The organism is Mesorhizobium sangaii, assembly GCF_014207355.1.
GTDB lineage: Bacteria > Pseudomonadota > Alphaproteobacteria > Rhizobiales > Rhizobiaceae > Mesorhizobium > Mesorhizobium sangaii.
Genome location: NZ_JACHEF010000002.1, coordinates 695334 through 710402, shown reverse-complemented (window position 1 = coordinate 710402; position 15069 = coordinate 695334). Strand labels below are relative to the sequence as shown.

Sequence of the window (15069 nt, the reverse complement as noted above, 5' to 3'; positions counted from 1 at the left end):
CCTTCTGATCCGGTCACTCTATCGACTGCCTAATGCGCCGCAGGTGACTTGTCGAGTGCGCAGGCGGCTGGCTGCACAGGCTACGTCCCGCCGACGTCGGCTGCCGGTCCCCCCGGTCCAAACAAAAACCCGCCGGATTGCTCCGGCGGGTTTCTTGCCTGTGTCGCGCGGACGATTACGGCTTCAAGTTCTGGATGTTTCCAGCCGGATCGCCCTGCTGTTGCTGGTCAGTTTGCGTCCTGCGCCGCGGAAGCAGCTGCTGCAGGACGTTCGGGTTCAGCAGGCCTGGTTCCAGTTGCCCACGGATCGGCCTGCAGTTCGGATAGCGCCCAATCGTGCCTTCCGGGCAGCGCCGCCTGATGATCGGCTGGCACTGGCCATTGATCATCTGCGAGCCCGGTGCGCACTCCTCCACCTGCGGCCTGGACCTGCGGCATGCGCCGTCGATCACCTCGGTCCCGCGCGGACACACACACTCGCCGCGCTTGTTATGGACCTGGCCGCGTATGTCGCACTGCTCCACCGGCGGCTGTTTGCGCCGGCAGGCATTGCCTTGCACCTCGGTACCCCTCGGGCAGACACAATTGCCGTTGGCGTCGTGGACCTGGCCACGGATGGTGCACTGCTCGGGCTGCGGCCGGATCGGACGGCAGGCATTGCCCCTGACTTCCGTACCCTTCGGGCAGACACAATCGCCATCGGCATTGTGGACCTGGCCACGGATGGTGCACTGCTCGGGCTGCGGCCGGATCGGACGGCAGGCATTGCCCCTGACTTCCGTACCCTTCGGGCAGACGCAATCGCCGTCCGAGTTGTGGACCTGACCGCGGATGGTGCACTGCTCAGGCTTGTCGGTCTTGACGCACTTGCCGTTTTGAAGCCCGGTTCCGCGTGGGCAGACGCAACGTCCGTCCTGGGTGCGGATCTGGCCTTCGAGCAGCACGCAGGGCCGCGGCTTTGGCTCGACGATGACACCACCGTCGGGCGAGCACTGGCCGTTACGGAAGGTGGTGCCCTGCGGGCAGACACACCTGCCGGCGTCGTTCATGACGAAACCTGGCGAGCACTCCTTCTTCACCTCATGCGTGATGGTGAAGGGGTGGCACGCATAGGCCTTGCCACGATCGCCCTGGACATTGGCCTGGTCGCCGGGGAGCATGTCGCCGCCTTGCACCCGTGTGTCGGGAGACAGGACGCCGACGCAGTTCTGGCCGCTGACGTTGCCCTGCAGATTGGCCAGGCGGCCGTCGTCGGGAATGACCACGGTGACTTGGTGCACCTGGCTCTCCCCGGCGCCGAGCGTCAGGTTGGCAATGCAGGACAATGGCAAGGTCGCCGGTTCCGGCGAGCAGCCGAAAGGCGGATCGATCGAGGTGATCGCAACGCCGTCCAGCCTGCCGAGACCTTCGACGCCGATCGCATCGCCGATGCGAACCGGACCCGAGAAGGGGCTCGTCCCGTCATTCGTGATGGTGATCTCGAACGAGCAGGGTTGGCCGAGCTTGCATTCGCGGTCGCCGGTCTTTTCGACGCGGATGATCGAAGAGCCGCCGCCCTTGGCGCAGGCCTGGCCGATCGGATACACGATGTCGTCGCCGGGGGCCGGACCATACGAACCCCGCGCGCAGTTCTCGAACTCGCCGTTCGCCGAAACCGTCACGTCGAAGTGGCGGCTGGTTCCAGGCGTCATGACGGCACCGGGAATCTGGCACGACAGCGCATTGGCCGGAACCGGTCCGCACGCCCATTCCGCGCCGTCGGGAGTGACGGTCTGGATCTGGACGGGCGCACCGCCCGCCACCAGCGTGGCGGCGTCGTTGACCCGCACCGGACCGGTGGGGGCAGCCGTGCCGGCATTGACGACGGTGATGCGGCAAGAGACGACCGCGGCACCGGACAGCGAGCCATTGCACACCTTGGTGATGCGCAGAGCCGGCTTGCCGCCATTGGGATGACGGATGCGTTCCTTGGCGCAGGCCTTGTTGTTGGTGAGGTCGGTTTCACCAGGGATGGCCTTCACCTCGGCGCAGTTCTCCACCGTGTCAGACTGATAGCCGTCCGGCATGACCGCCTTGACGAAGATCGGCGTCGAGGCGCCCGGTGCGAGCGAAATGCCCGCATTGTCGCAGCGGAACAGGCCGGGGCCGGTCGGGCCGCAGGTCCATGGCGGTGTCGGGCCGAAGGTCGAGGAGGCCGGCGCACCGCCCGGATAGCTGTCGATCACCGTCAGCGGCCCATTGTAGGTGAAGGTGCCGTTGTTGATGATATCGATCACGAAGGTGCAGATGCCGTCGGCCGTGCAGACCTCGGTGCGGGCACGCTTCTTGAGGATCAGGTCGACCTTCTTTTCGACCGGTGGCTGGCAGTCGCGATCACGATCGCCACGCCGGCAGATCGGGATCGAGGCGCAGCCGCGATCGTTCGACTGGCTGCCGAACAGCGGCTTGCCGCTGGCCGCATAATTGTAGGCGGCGCAGTTGCGCAGCACGCTGCCTTGCCAGCCGCCAGCCGGTTTGAAGCCGAGCTTAAGGTCGACGAAGGCCCCCGGATTGAGCGTGGTCACCGGATAGGTGCACGTCATCGGGGTGGTGCCGGGCACGCAGACCCAGGGCGGATTGGGCCCTGAATCGAGCGTCGAGCCGGCCGGCAGCGTCACCTCGTCGAGCACGATCTTGCCGTGGTAGGCACCGGTGCCGACATTGGTGACCCTGATGGTGAAGTCGCAGCCGCCGCCCATCGTGCAACGCTGGACTTCGGCGCGCTTTTCAACCTTGAGGTCCGGTTCCTTGTCCTTGGGCGGGCATCTCTGGTCGCGCGGGATGACGATGTCGATGGTCTGCGTGCAGCACAGGCCCCAGCCTTCTTCCGGGCCGGCATAGGTTTCGATGCCGGTGACGATGAGGTGGATGACATCGCCGGGCGACGCGCCGACGATCTTCCAGTTAAGCACGCCGCCGCCCGCCGGCACCAGCTGGGTGTCGGGGATGATGGTGATGCCGGGTGTCGTGGTCGACACCTGCACCCATTTGCCGCCCATCTCCGGGCCGACCGGCATGTGGTAGATGAAGGCGCCGCCACCGGGCACGCAATCAACCGTGCCGCGTTCCACCTTGAAGCATTCCTTGCCGGGAGGTGGCGGCGGCGGATTGCACTTGGTGACGTCGATCTTGATCGAGGTCTTTTCGCCGGTCTTGAAGTCGCCGTCGTCGGGCTTGCTCGGATCCTGCGACGGGATGATGGTCCCCGTGCCGGCTTCCGGCGTCACCTTGATCATGCCCTGGTTGTCGACGATGGTCGGCGAAGGAAACGCCGCATGGTCGATCTTGGCCGTGATCTGGAAGGTGATGACGCGCTCGTTGGGAGCGCCGACGCCGTCGAGATCGGAGGCGGAAATCCGGAAATCGGAAACCGTCGCCGTGTCGTTGGGATTTGCCGATGTGCTGATCGTTGCACCCGGCAGTGGTCCGCCGGCCGCATCCGTGCCGTCGCCGGCCACATTGGCGTTGACGATCTCAAGGCCGTGCGGAAGCTGGTCCTTGAAGTCGAGCCGGGCTTTTTTCAGTCTGGCCGCGAAGCCTGGGTCGGCAAAACCCTGCGGGGCGCCGCGCAAGCCGAAGCTCAGGGAATAGACGACATAATCACAGCCCCTCTGGGTACCCTTCTTGGTGAAGAAAGGCACGACACGGCCCGGTTCCGGATTGATGATGCGCGGATTGTCGAGGTCGAGGCTGGGCTCCGTAATGACGGTGTAGACCTCTTCGGCGAAGCCTTGCACCGGGGTCAAGGTGGCGACCGCGATACCGGCCGCCATCAGCCAGCGCGCGCCGCGCCTGGCGAGTGACAGGGGTTTCATGATCGTCTCCAAGACGGTTGACTGCTTTGACTGGTTGCTCGTTGCGAGCGGGGAAAGTGCGAGATTTTTCATCTTCCCCTCCTCAACGTTCGCAGCTGACGGCTGGGGTTCTGAGCGGCAAAGTCATCTTGCAGCAAGGGTAGTAGCCACCCTTGTCCTTGTCGGACTTCCTGTAGAAGCAGAGCCCAACATCGACTGTGTCGCCCGGATAGTGGCCGGTGATGCCGATCGTGTATGGCGTGCCGGGCGCATGCGACATGGGGGACGTCACCCCGACGCCTGGCGTCCTGGACTGGGCCTTGATCGAATCGCCGCCGAAGCCGGCATGGTCATGGAGATAGAGATCGGCCTCGAGGCCGGAAGGCGTGCAGTAATACTGGACGTCCTCGACATCGAGACAGGGAGGCAGATTGCCGGGCGGTGGGAAGTCCGGCGGATAGAAGGGGGGCAAATAGCCGCCCGGGATTTCTTCATAATAGCCGGCGCGGCCTTCACAGGGATGCCAGACCGCGACGTCGCCGACATGGCCTTCCACTTCGGGATCTTCGAAATAGCCGTCGAAGTCGACGAACCAGGAGCCGAAAGGCGGCACGTTGGCCGGCTTGACCAGCTCCTTGGGCGTGATCTGGACGCCGTGCACGGCCAGCGGCCCGCCTGCGGCGAGTTGCTCGGCGAGCGCCGGATTGTCGCGCAGCTTGTCGCCGGTGTTGACCAGCGTCTGCGTGCAGACCGAGGTGTCGAGATTGCCGTCGGCATCATAGCCATATTGCAGATCGAGACCGCCGGCCGACTGCCGGTTGCCTTGCGGGAAGCCGACGGCATATTCCTGCGGCACTTCGACCCAGACTGATTCCGTCGCCGAATCGTCCGGATTCTCGCGCCAGTAGCGGATGACCTCGCCCTTGCCGGAATCGGCGAACTGACTGTAATCGTAACGGTTTTCGACCGGGCCGCGCTGCGCCAGATACATGAAGCCGCTGTTGTCGAAGGCGATGTCGGTAATAGCGTAGTCCTTGTCGGCCTCGACCGTCAGTCCCCAGCGCGGGTCGCCGGCGAAGGTGCCGTCGCGGGCAATGCCGACCGACCAGATTTCCGATTTTTCGCCGACCGAATAATAGAGCCGGCCGCCATGATAGGAGACGCCCCAGACGCGGCGCTCGTCCTGGGTGTAGCCCCAGCTGTCGGGGTCTTCGCTGTCGAAGGCCGCGCCCTGTATGTCCATCACCGAACCGTCGTCGGCGACCGGAGCCAGTCCGTGCGCCGGACGCCCGGCAACGCCATGGTCGAAGCTGTCGATCAGCCTGCCTTCGGCGTCGATGCGATGAATCAGGCCGGTGTCGAGGTCGGAGGCGAAGAACTGGCGGTGGATGGGATCGAAGGTGAGATTGCCGATGCCGGGACCGCTGTTGGTGTCGATGTCGGCAAACTTGGAGACCTGGCCGGTGATGCCGTCGATCTTCCAGATGGTGCCCGGCCCGCCGCCGTTTTCAGTGCCGAACTGGCCATCCATGAAGGTGGCGCCGGCCATGCCGCGGCGCTGCCGCTCCGGCCTTCCGTCGCCGTCGGAATCCGGGGTGACGATGCGGATGCCGTGCAGCGAGGTGGCGCCTGCATAGAGGTTGGGAACGCCCGACGGAACACCGTCGCGCAAGCCGTCATCATAGGTGAGGCCGAACACCTGGCCGATCTGTTCGGCCGTCACCTCGAAGGGCGGCGGCGTGGAGACGAGCTGGCCGGCGGCCGGCCCGCCGAGATGCGAGACGTCGAACACGCGCAAGGTGGCGCGCGTGGTGTCGATGAAGGTTTCGTCGACCGGATCGACGCCGGGCGGCAGGCCTTCGTCGAAATGGGGAATGATGGTGCCGGAAAATCCGGTTACCGCCATCGAGCCGGGATAGATGATCTGGGTGTCCTGCGCCCGTGCTGCGTCACCCAGCCACAGGCCGGCAGTGAGTGCCAGCGCCAGCAATCCGCCCGGATGCATGGCGCGGCGCAGGCCGCTGTTGAGAGAAGACACGAACGTGCCGCGGACGCGAGACATGAAGCTACCCCCGTTAGCCACGGGAGAAACATCCGGCGTTACCGCGCAAACCAGGGCAAGGCGCGGTGGTCCGGCACGTTCTTCCCTGATCGAATTGTCTGCTTTCCTCATCTTGACGATACGCCTGCTCTTACGCAGGGTCAACGGAATCAACAGGAAGCCCAGCGCGTCGACCTCGTCCCGAAGGCGGTGGTCGCGCCGAGCTCCTGTTGTTCCCGGAGAGCGCAGAGCCTCTGGGTTAATGGTCATGGGGGCTTCCTTTCCGGGCCGCACCATGCGGCGCCTGGACATCAGTCGCAGGCTGAGGTGGAAAGGTTCATGGAAGCCTTGCGCAGAATGCTTGCGCGCGATGCTGCCTGTTCTTATATACGCGCCAAGCCGTTCGGCGCCGGAATGCCGGTTGCCGGAACGGAATTTCTTGTGAACAGGGGCTTTCGTTGGAACGCCTGTACGGGTCCTGAGAGCCTGCTTAGCGGAGAGACTAGAAAAATGGCAAAAGTAATCGGTATCGATCTCGGCACCACCAACTCCTGTATCGCCATCATGGATGGCAAAGAGCCTAAGGTGATCGAGAATGCGGAAGGCGCGCGCACGACGCCTTCCATCGTCGCCTTCAGCGGCGACGGCGAACGTCTCGTCGGCCAGCCGGCCAAGCGCCAGGCGGTCACCAATCCTGAAAACACCATCTTCGCGGTCAAGCGCCTGATCGGCCGCCGCTATGACGATCCGGTGACGGAGAAGGACAAGAAGCTTGTCCCCTACAAGATCGTCAAGGGCGACAATGGCGATGCCTGGGTCGAGGCGGGCGACAAGAAGCAGTCGCCCAGCCAGATCTCGGCCATGATCCTGCAGAAGATGAAGGAAACGGCGGAAGCCTATCTCGGCGAGAAGGTCGAGAAGGCGGTCATCACCGTTCCGGCCTATTTCAACGACGCCCAGCGCCAGGCAACCAAGGACGCCGGCAAGATCGCCGGGCTGGAAGTGCTGCGCATCATCAACGAGCCGACCGCGGCCGCGCTCGCCTACGGCCTCGACAAGAAGGATGGCAAGACCATTGCCGTCTATGACCTTGGCGGCGGCACGTTCGACATTTCGGTGCTCGAGATCGGCGATGGCGTGTTCGAGGTGAAGTCGACCAATGGCGACACCTTCCTCGGCGGCGAGGATTTCGACATGCGCCTGGTCGAATACCTGGCGGCCGAGTTCAAGAAGGAACAGGGCATCGACCTGAAGAACGACAAGCTGGCCCTGCAGCGCCTCAAGGAAGCGGCTGAAAAGGCCAAGATCGAGCTGTCGTCGACGACGCAGACCGAGATCAACCTGCCCTTCATCACCGCCGATGCGACCGGGCCGAAGCACCTGACGCTGAAGCTGACGCGCGCCAAGTTCGAGCAGCTGGTCGACGATCTGGTCCAGCGCACCATCGACCCTTGCAAGGCGGCGCTCAAGGATGCCGGCCTGAAGGCTGGCGAAATCGACGAAGTCGTCCTGGTCGGCGGCATGACCCGCATGCCCAAGATCCAGGAGATCGTGAAGCAGTTCTTCGGCAAGGAGCCGCACAAGGGCGTCAACCCCGATGAGGTCGTCGCTCTCGGCGCCGCCATCCAGGCCGGCGTGCTGCAGGGCGACGTCAAGGACGTGCTGTTGCTCGACGTGACGCCGCTGTCGCTCGGTATCGAGACGCTGGGTGGCGTGTTCACGCGGCTGATCGAGCGCAACACGACGATCCCGACCAAGAAGAGCCAGGTGTTCTCGACGGCCGAGGACAGCCAGTCCGCCGTGACCATCCGTGTCTTCCAGGGCGAGCGTGAAATGGCCGCCGACAACAAGGCGCTTGGCCAGTTCGACCTGGTCGGCATCCCGCCGGCGCCGCGCGGCGTGCCGCAGATCGAGGTCACCTTCGACATCGACGCCAACGGCATCGTCAACGTTTCGGCCAAGGACAAGGGCACCGGCAAGGAGCACCAGATCCGCATCCAGGCATCGGGTGGCCTTTCTGACGCCGACATCGAGAAGATGGTCAAGGACGCCGAGGCCAATGCCGTGAGCGACAAGAAGCGGCGTGCGGTGGTCGAGGCCCGCAACCAGGCCGAGGCGCTGGTGCATTCGTCCGAGAAGTCGCTGAAGGAATATGGCGACAAGGTCTCGGAAGCCGACCGCACGGCGATTGCCGATGCGATCACGGCGCTGAAGGCCGCGGCCGAAGGCGACGACGCAGCCGACATCGAGGCCAAGTCGCAGGCGCTTGCCGAGGCTTCGATGAAGCTGGGCCAGGCCATGTACGAGGCTTCGCAGAAGGAAGCGGCGGAAGCCGACGCCAAGGCGGACGCCGCCAAGGACAGTGACGTGGTCGATGCCGATTTCGAGGAAATCGACGAGGACGACGACAAGAAGAAGTCGGCCTGAACCGTTTGACGGCAAGGATAGAGCGAAAAGCCCGGCGCAGGCCGGGCTTTTTTGCAACCCTGGCGGAAAAAATCGCTGAAAAACACGGACAGAACCGCGCCGGCCCTAGCATCCGGGCAGCACCGCTCCTAAATCGAGACAACGTGCCGGCAAACGACGCAACATATGCATCAAGACGTTGAACATCCGGACTGCGGGAAAAAATGAAAGCTGATTTCTACGAAACGCTGGGTGTCCAGAAAGGCGCCGACGAGAAGGAGCTCAAGAGCGCTTTCCGCAAGCTCGCCATGCAGTTCCATCCCGACCGCAATCCCGGCGATCATTCCTGCGAGCACAAGTTCAAGGAAATCAACGAAGCCTACGAGACGCTGAAGGACCCGCAAAAGCGCGCGGCCTATGACCGTTTCGGCCACGCGGCCTTCGAGCAGGGTGGCATGAATGGCGGCGCGCAAGGCTTCGGCGCCGGCGGCTTCGCCGACATTTTCGAGGATATTTTCGGCGACATGATGGGCGGGCGCCAGCGCCGCTCGTCGGGCGGCCGCGAGCGCGGCGCCGACCTGCGCTACAATATGGAAATCTCGCTGGAGGAAGCCTACGCGGGAAAGACCGCGCAGATCCGCGTGCCGGCATCGATCTCCTGCTCGGAATGCTCGGGCAGCGGCGCCAAGCCCGGTACCCAGCCTGTCACCTGCTCGATGTGCAACGGCCACGGCAAGGTGCGCGCCACGCAAGGCTTCTTCTCGATCGAGCGGACCTGTCCGCAATGCCAGGGCCGCGGCCAGACCATCAAGGATCCGTGCCCGAAATGCGCCGGCCAGGGCCGCGTCACCGAAGAGCGTTCGCTGTCGGTCAACATCCCGGCCGGCATCGAGGACGGCACCCGCATCCGCCTTGCCAATGAGGGCGAGGCCGGCCTGCGCGGCGGGCCGTCGGGCGACCTCTATATTTTCCTGGCGGTCAAGCCGCACGAGTTCTTCCAGCGCGACGGCGCCGATCTCTACTGCAAGGTGCCGATCTCGATGACGACGGCGGCCCTTGGCGGTTCCTTCGAGGTGACGACGCTGGATGGCACGCAGACCAAGGTGAAAGTGCCGGAGGGCACCCAGAACGGCCGCCAGTTCCGCCTCAAGGGCAAGGGCATGCCGGTGCTGCGCCAGCCCAATGTCGGCGACCTCTACATCCAGACCGCCGTTGAGACGCCGCAGAACCTCACCCGCCGCCAGCGCGAGCTGCTGGAGGAGTTCGAACAGCTCTCCTCGCAGGACAATTCGCCCCAATCGAGCGGCTTTTTCACCCGCATGAAGGATTTCTTCGAATCCTTCGGCGAGCGCTGATGGGAATTCAAGGCAAGCCGTGTGATTTCGTGAAATGTGTCGCGTCTTGAGACGCGACGAAACTTATCTTATCCACGACATGCGTCTGACCGCGCCTTGCCTTGCGCTGCTCAGATGTTAAGTAATTTGGGGGGAGTGCTGAGGAGAGCTTGCATGACACGTCCCGGACTGCGCAAGGCGCTTGCCGAAAAGTTCGATGACGAGCTCAAATTCTTCAAGGGCTGGATCGACAAGCCGAAGACGGTCGGCTCGATCGTGCCGACCAGCTCGATCACCGCCCGCAAGATGGCCTCGATCGTCAATCCGAAATCCGGCCTGCCGGTGCTCGAGGTCGGTCCCGGCACCGGCGTCATCACCCGCGCCATCCTGGCCCAGGGGGTGCGGCCCGAAAATCTCTATGCGGTCGAATACTCCACCGATTTCGTCCGCCACCTGCGGCAACTCTATCCCGGCGTCAACGTCATCGAGGGCGATGCCTTCAACCTCAACGCCACGCTTGGCGATAAGAGCGGGATGATCTTCGATTCCGTCGTTTCCGGCGTGCCACTGCTCAATTTTCCGGTCGCCCAGCGCATAGCCTATATCGAGAGCCTGCTCGACCGTATCCCGGCCGGAAGGCCGATCGTGCAGCTGACCTACGGCCCGATGTCGCCGATCCCGGCCGGCCGTGGCGACTACACGGTCAAGCATTTCGATTTCATCTTCCGCAACATCCCGCCGACGCAGCTGTGGATCTACCGGCGCGAGGCGCATTAGGCTGTTGATATTCAGGTGAGGCCGGCCTGACCTCAATCTCAGCACACACTGGAGCGACCTGCGTTTCGACCTTGATTTTTGGGCAGGTGCGTTGATTTGAGCCGCCTCTGGCTGTACCTGTCCGGGAACAAGGTTGGCCAATGGCAGTGATCCCGAAAATCCTCGTCTTCGCCGGCTCGGTGCGCAGCGGCGCCTACAGCGGCAGGACCGCCGACGTGGCGCAAAAGGAGCTCGCCATGCAAGGCGCCGAGGTGACCCGCATCTCGCTCGCCGACTATCCCCTGCCGATCCTCGACGAGGATCTGGAAAAGGAAAAGGGCGTTCCCGTAAATGCCCTGAAACTTGGCCGTCTGGTCATCGCCCATGACGGGCTGCTGATCGCCACGCCCGAATATAACGGCTCGATTCCGCCGCTGCTCAAGAACACGATCGACTGGGTGAGCCGGGTGCGCAGGGATGGCAGCCGGACGGTCAGGCCGCTGGCCGGCAAGGTGGCCGGCCTCTGCTCGTCCTCCAACGGGCATTTTGCCGGAATCCGCTGCATCAACCATCTGCGCGCCGTGCTGGTGCGTTGCCAGATGGAGGTGGTGACGCCGGAATGCTCGGTGCCGGAGGGCGGCAGCGCCTTCGACGAGGGCGGCAATTTCCGCGACGAAAGACTGTACAAATCGATGGAGCACCTATGCCGCACGCTGATCGAAACCTCGCGCATGCTGTCGACCCGGATCGAGGCGTGATCGCCGATACCATGCGGGCAAAATCCATCCAGATCCCATCGATACAGGCCAAATCCATGCAGGAAAGACTGATCGTCGGCCTCGACGTGCCGACCGTGCTGGAGGCCGAACAGGCGGTGCGCGAACTCGACGGCGTCGTCTCCTTCTACAAGATCGGCTATCAGCTGGCCTTCGCAGGCGGGCTCGACTTTGCCAGGGAACTGGCCAGCGGCGGAACAAAGGTCTTCCTCGACATGAAGCTGCTCGACATCGACCACACGGTGGCCAAGGGCGTCGAGAACATCGTCAAGATGGGCGTGACCATGCTGACCATCCACGCCTATCCAAAGGCGATGGCGGCGGCGGTGGAGGCGGCCAGGGGTAGCGGCCTTTGCCTGCTGGCGGTCAGCGTGCTGACCTCGATGGACGAGCAGGACATGATCGACGTCGGCTATGAATACGACCCGCACACGCTGGTGTTGAGGCGCTCGGAACAGGCGCTGCATGCAGGCATGGGCGGCATCGTCTGCTCGGCCGCGGAAGCCGAAGCGGTGCGCCGCATCGTCGGACCCGATATGGCGGTGGTGACGCCCGGCATCCGGCCGGCGGGCAGCGACCATGGCGACCAGAAGCGCGTGGTGGCGCCGGCACAAGCGATCCGCAACGGCGCCAGCCATCTCGTCGTCGGCCGGCCGATCGTCGCGTCGGCCAACAGGCGAGAAGCAGCCGAACTGATCATCGCCGAAATGCGCTCGGCCTGAGGACCAATTCTGAAACTCTACTCTGGCGGTCGTCTGACGGCGTTTTTCTGCGCTTTCGGTGTTCACGTACTTTAAGTACGCTCCGCTCGTCACCCGTGGTGACCCCGAAAACACCTCCAGCCGTCTCGCCGGAGCGACCTTCAAAACCGATCTTCGCCTGCACGGACTGAAACAGGAGAAAAAAATGCCCAAGGGATACTGGATCGCCCGCGTCGATGTGCGCGACGCAGAAGGCTACAAGGAGTATGTCGCCGCCTCGAGACTTGCCTTCGACCGCTTTGGCGCGAAATTCCTGGCGCGCGGCGGTGCGCATGAGTTGGCCGAGGGTGTCGGGCGCGCACGCAACGTCATCATCGAGTTCGAATCGCTCGCCGTGGCGCACGATTGCTACCACTCGCCGGAATACCAGCGCGCGGTCGCCATCCGCCAGAAGGTCGCCGACGGCGAGATCGTGCTCGTCGAAGGCGTCTGAGGCCATCGACCAGAGTCTGGCGGCGCGTCAGACGAAGTCCTGACGGGGTCCCCTTCCCTTGGCTCCGCCCCGCTAACCCGAGCACTCCGATCAGGTGGTGCTTGAAGGCCAGCAAGTTTGCACTATGCCCTGGCCGAGAGCCGGGCGGAGCCGTTCGACAACGATCGCTGCATGGGCGGCGCATCCAACAATCGACTGCCGAGCCAGAGTCACTTTCGCCCAAGGTGAAAGCGACCGGGTTGGTTGCGAGTTGACATGCAGGTATTTACCTGCATATTACACCTCGAAAGCAACGAGTGAGGCTGATGGACGCTGACAAGGTTTTCAAGGCACTGGGCGACCCGACACGCAGAAGGCTGCTTGATCTTCTTTGCGAGAAGAACGGGCAGACGCTCAGTCAGCTTTGCGAAAACCTGGACATGGCGAGGCAATCCGCCACCCAGCACATCGACCTGCTGGAAGCGGCGAACTTGGTGAGCACGGTCAAGCGCGGCCGGGAAAAACTGCATTTTATCAACCCCGTGCCGCTGCACGAAGTCTACGAGCGGTGGGTGCGGAAATTCGAACGGCAGCGGCTCAGCCTGTTGCACGATCTGAAGCAAGAACTCGAAGGAGAGGACCAATGACCAGAGAGACGACCAGCTTTGTCTACGTGACCTACATCAAATCGACGCCGCAAAAAGTGTTCGAGGCCATAACCAGGCCCGACATTGCGAAACGCTACTGGGGCCACGAGAACGTCTCCGACTGGAAGCCGGGATCGACATGGGAGCATATCCGCGCCAATGACGAGCGGACCGTCGAACTCGTCGGCAAGGTCGTCGAGATCTCGCCGCCGACCCGTCTCGTCATCACCTGGGCGAACGCTTCGCAGGCCAACGATCCCTCACAATACAGCCGGGTGACTTTCGGCATCGAGGAATACGACACCATGGTGCGGCTGACCGTCACCCATGACGAACTCGAAGCCGGCAGCGGCATGGCGAAAGGCGTCAGCCAGGGATGGCCGGCGGTGCTGTCCAGCATGAAATCCTTCCTCGAAACCGGCAACGGCATCGACCTTTTCGCCAAGCCGAAATCAGCCTGATAGCGGGAGAACAACAATGACCAAGCGCTATATCGGCGGCTGTGCATGCGGCGCGATCCGCTATGAAACCAGCGGCGAGCCGATCTTCCAGAACCACTGCCAGTGCCTCGACTGCCAGAAGCGCGCAGGCACCGGCCACGGATCCTATATGACCTTCGGCCGGCGCGCCGATATGAAAATCACCGGCGAGGCGAGCATCTGGCGAGTGGCGGGCGACAGCGGCAACGAAAAGATCCACGCCTTCTGCCCGACCTGCGGAACGCCGGTCTACCTGACATTCGTCGCCATGCCGGACCTGATTGCGGTCAACGCGACCAGCCTTGACGACCCCGGCCAATTCGACCCGCAGGTGGTCACATACGCCATCCGAGGCCATGCCTGGGACACGATCGACCCCTCGTTGCAGAAATTCGAGCGAATGCCGGGATAGCGGGTCGCCTCGGGCTGTCGTGTCATGTCGGGCGCTCGTCGCGGGCGCTTGCGCCTGGTGGCGGCGCCCCGAGCATTTCCGGATGCGCCGCCGCGCGTTCAAATATGGTGGTTTTGGCCGAGTAGCCGGCTGGCCGCGGTTTCGGCCATGGCGTCGGCAAGCTCGAGATCCCATTGCTGGCGGCAGTAGGCGCGGAAATCGAAGCAAGGCAGGCCGGGGCAGACCTCGAACTCAATAAGGTGGACCGTGTCATCGGCCTCGACCCGAAGGTCAATGGAAAACACGTCGCGCAGGCAAAGCCCGCTCATCAGCCGCTCGGCGATCGCGCGAACCCTGGCGTCGGCGATCGGCTGGCTGTCGGCGACCGCAACGAGCTCCGGTTCGGCATAATGTCCGGCCGCCTTCGCCGCCTCGCCAGTGTCGCCGTAGAGCGCCAGGCTGTCCGCCATGGTCTGGAAATCGGCGCCTGAATCGACAAAGGCGACACCAAGCGCTTCGACCCCCGCGCCTGGCACCACGCCGAGGAAACTGGCGCGCACGTTGCGGCCGGCGACATAGGGCTGGACGACGACGTCATCGCGATATGCTGAAAAGACCCGCCGGCTAAGCTCCAGCGCGTGGCCGAGATCGTTGATGCGCGAATCCGCCCAGATGCCGATCTTGGCACCTAGCCGGTTGGGCTTGACGAACCAGCCGGCGGCAGACGCAGGCGGCTCCACCAGCCATTTGCCGTCGCGCGCAAGACCGGCTTGCGGCACCGGCAGACCGAGCGCGCCAAGCACCGCGCCGGAACGGAACTTGTCCTGGCAGAGCGCAAACAGCGCATCGTCGGCACCGATCGTCTTGAACCCGCCGAGCCTCGCCAAGGCGGGTGCGGCGCCGCCCCGGAAATAGGCGATGCCGTCGGTCAGCGTCCAGACCAGTGCCGTGCCGGGATGCTCGCCGGCGAGCACGCCCGCGGCTTCGTCCAGCGCCACCGGCGTGAACGACAGGCCGCGCGCCTTGCAAGCAGCGGCAAGCGCATCGAATTCATGGGCGAGATCGGTCGACTGCGCCAGATAGGAGGCGATCTCGGCGGCACGCTCCGGCGCATGACCGTCGGCCACGAGACGGTCGTGGCAGGCCTTTTCCGGCTCATGGACGAGGATCAGTCTTGGCGTTTGGCTCGTCATGGATTTGCATGGTTTTCCAGCGATGGCGTCGCCTACCATCG

12 protein-coding genes are annotated in these 15069 nt (G+C 63.8%); 9 read left to right on the top strand and 3 right to left on the bottom strand.

The genetic code is table 11. The features are described 5' to 3' along the window. Positions 1-175 precede the first annotated feature (175 nt). Entirely contained in the window at positions 176-3925 is a 3750-nt protein-coding gene (locus tag HNQ71_RS12550; protein ID WP_184872871.1) for a DUF7929 domain-containing protein, read from the bottom strand. 10 nt (positions 3926-3935) lie between these two features. Then, entirely contained in the window at positions 3936-6170 is a 2235-nt protein-coding gene (locus HNQ71_RS12545; protein ID WP_184873326.1) for an NHL repeat-containing protein, read from the bottom strand. A 213-nt stretch (positions 6171-6383) separates the two neighbouring features. Between HNQ71_RS12545 and dnaK the strand changes: the two genes are divergently transcribed. The 9 genes from dnaK to HNQ71_RS12500 all read left to right on the top strand — a co-directional run bounded on the left by dnaK (position 6384) and on the right by HNQ71_RS12500 (position 13856). Further along, positions 6384-8300 (top strand): molecular chaperone DnaK, encoded by a 1917-nt coding sequence (dnaK, locus tag HNQ71_RS12540; RefSeq protein WP_184872870.1) that lies wholly within the window; start codon positions 6384-6386, stop codon positions 8298-8300. A gap of 203 nt (positions 8301-8503) precedes the next feature. Continuing rightward, positions 8504-9634: a molecular chaperone DnaJ gene (gene dnaJ / locus HNQ71_RS12535; protein WP_184872869.1), complete on the top strand. Its 1131-nt coding sequence runs from the start codon at positions 8504-8506 to the stop codon at positions 9632-9634. Positions 9635-9787: 153 nt separating this feature from the next. Further along, complete coding sequence (pmtA, locus tag HNQ71_RS12530; protein ID WP_184872868.1) at positions 9788-10390, top strand: phospholipid N-methyltransferase PmtA; 603 nt, start codon at positions 9788-9790, stop codon at positions 10388-10390. Positions 10391-10530: 140 nt separating this feature from the next. Further along, positions 10531-11127, top strand: a complete 597-nt coding sequence (locus tag HNQ71_RS12525) for an NADPH-dependent FMN reductase (RefSeq protein WP_184872867.1) — start codon at positions 10531-10533, stop codon at positions 11125-11127. A 26-nt stretch (positions 11128-11153) separates the two neighbouring features. Further along, positions 11154-11867 (top strand): orotidine-5'-phosphate decarboxylase, encoded by a 714-nt coding sequence (gene pyrF / locus HNQ71_RS12520; protein WP_184873325.1) that lies wholly within the window; start codon positions 11154-11156, stop codon positions 11865-11867. A 184-nt stretch (positions 11868-12051) separates the two neighbouring features. Beyond that, entirely contained in the window at positions 12052-12339 is a 288-nt protein-coding gene (locus HNQ71_RS12515) for a DUF1330 domain-containing protein (protein ID WP_184872866.1), read from the top strand. Positions 12340-12644: 305 nt separating this feature from the next. Next, the gene (locus HNQ71_RS12510; protein ID WP_095084355.1) at positions 12645-12965 is read left to right on the top strand and encodes an ArsR/SmtB family transcription factor; all 321 of its coding nucleotides are present in this window, start codon (positions 12645-12647) and stop codon (positions 12963-12965) included. Continuing rightward, positions 12962-13426 (top strand): SRPBCC family protein, encoded by a 465-nt coding sequence (locus HNQ71_RS12505; RefSeq protein ID WP_184872865.1) that lies wholly within the window; start codon positions 12962-12964, stop codon positions 13424-13426. The genes HNQ71_RS12510 and HNQ71_RS12505 overlap by 4 nt, the downstream gene beginning before the upstream one ends. Before the next feature lie 16 nt (positions 13427-13442). After that, on the top strand, positions 13443-13856 hold the full coding sequence (locus tag HNQ71_RS12500; protein WP_184872864.1) for a GFA family protein: 414 nt from the start codon (positions 13443-13445) through the stop codon (positions 13854-13856). Between the two features lie 98 nt (positions 13857-13954). Here the strand turns inward: HNQ71_RS12500 and HNQ71_RS12495 are convergent, their stop codons facing one another. Next, the gene (locus tag HNQ71_RS12495) at positions 13955-15028 is read right to left on the bottom strand and encodes a D-alanine--D-alanine ligase family protein (protein WP_184872863.1); all 1074 of its coding nucleotides are present in this window, start codon (positions 15026-15028) and stop codon (positions 13955-13957) included. Positions 15029-15069: the final 41 nt, after the last annotated feature.

Excerpts from the sequence above, each read along its gene's own strand:
- HNQ71_RS12550 (WP_184872871.1), bottom strand. The coding sequence starts at position 3,925 with ATGAAAAATCTCGCACTTTCCCCGCTCGCAACGAGCAACCAGTCAAAG.
- HNQ71_RS12510 (WP_095084355.1), top strand. The coding sequence starts at position 12,645 with ATGGACGCTGACAAGGTTTTCAAGGCACTGGGCGACCCGACACGCAGA.
- HNQ71_RS12495 (WP_184872863.1), bottom strand. The coding sequence starts at position 15,028 with ATGACGAGCCAAACGCCAAGACTGATCCTCGTCCATGAGCCGGAAAAG.
- dnaK (WP_184872870.1), top strand. The coding sequence starts at position 6,384 with ATGGCAAAAGTAATCGGTATCGATCTCGGCACCACCAACTCCTGTATC.
- HNQ71_RS12515 (WP_184872866.1), top strand. The coding sequence starts at position 12,052 with ATGCCCAAGGGATACTGGATCGCCCGCGTCGATGTGCGCGACGCAGAA.
- HNQ71_RS12525 (WP_184872867.1), top strand. The coding sequence starts at position 10,531 with ATGGCAGTGATCCCGAAAATCCTCGTCTTCGCCGGCTCGGTGCGCAGC.
- HNQ71_RS12545 (WP_184873326.1), bottom strand. The coding sequence starts at position 6,170 with ATGGTGCGGCCCGGAAAGGAAGCCCCCATGACCATTAACCCAGAGGCT.
- dnaJ (WP_184872869.1), top strand. The coding sequence starts at position 8,504 with ATGAAAGCTGATTTCTACGAAACGCTGGGTGTCCAGAAAGGCGCCGAC.
- HNQ71_RS12500 (WP_184872864.1), top strand. The coding sequence starts at position 13,443 with ATGACCAAGCGCTATATCGGCGGCTGTGCATGCGGCGCGATCCGCTAT.
- HNQ71_RS12505 (WP_184872865.1), top strand. The coding sequence starts at position 12,962 with ATGACCAGAGAGACGACCAGCTTTGTCTACGTGACCTACATCAAATCG.
- pmtA (WP_184872868.1), top strand. The coding sequence starts at position 9,788 with ATGACACGTCCCGGACTGCGCAAGGCGCTTGCCGAAAAGTTCGATGAC.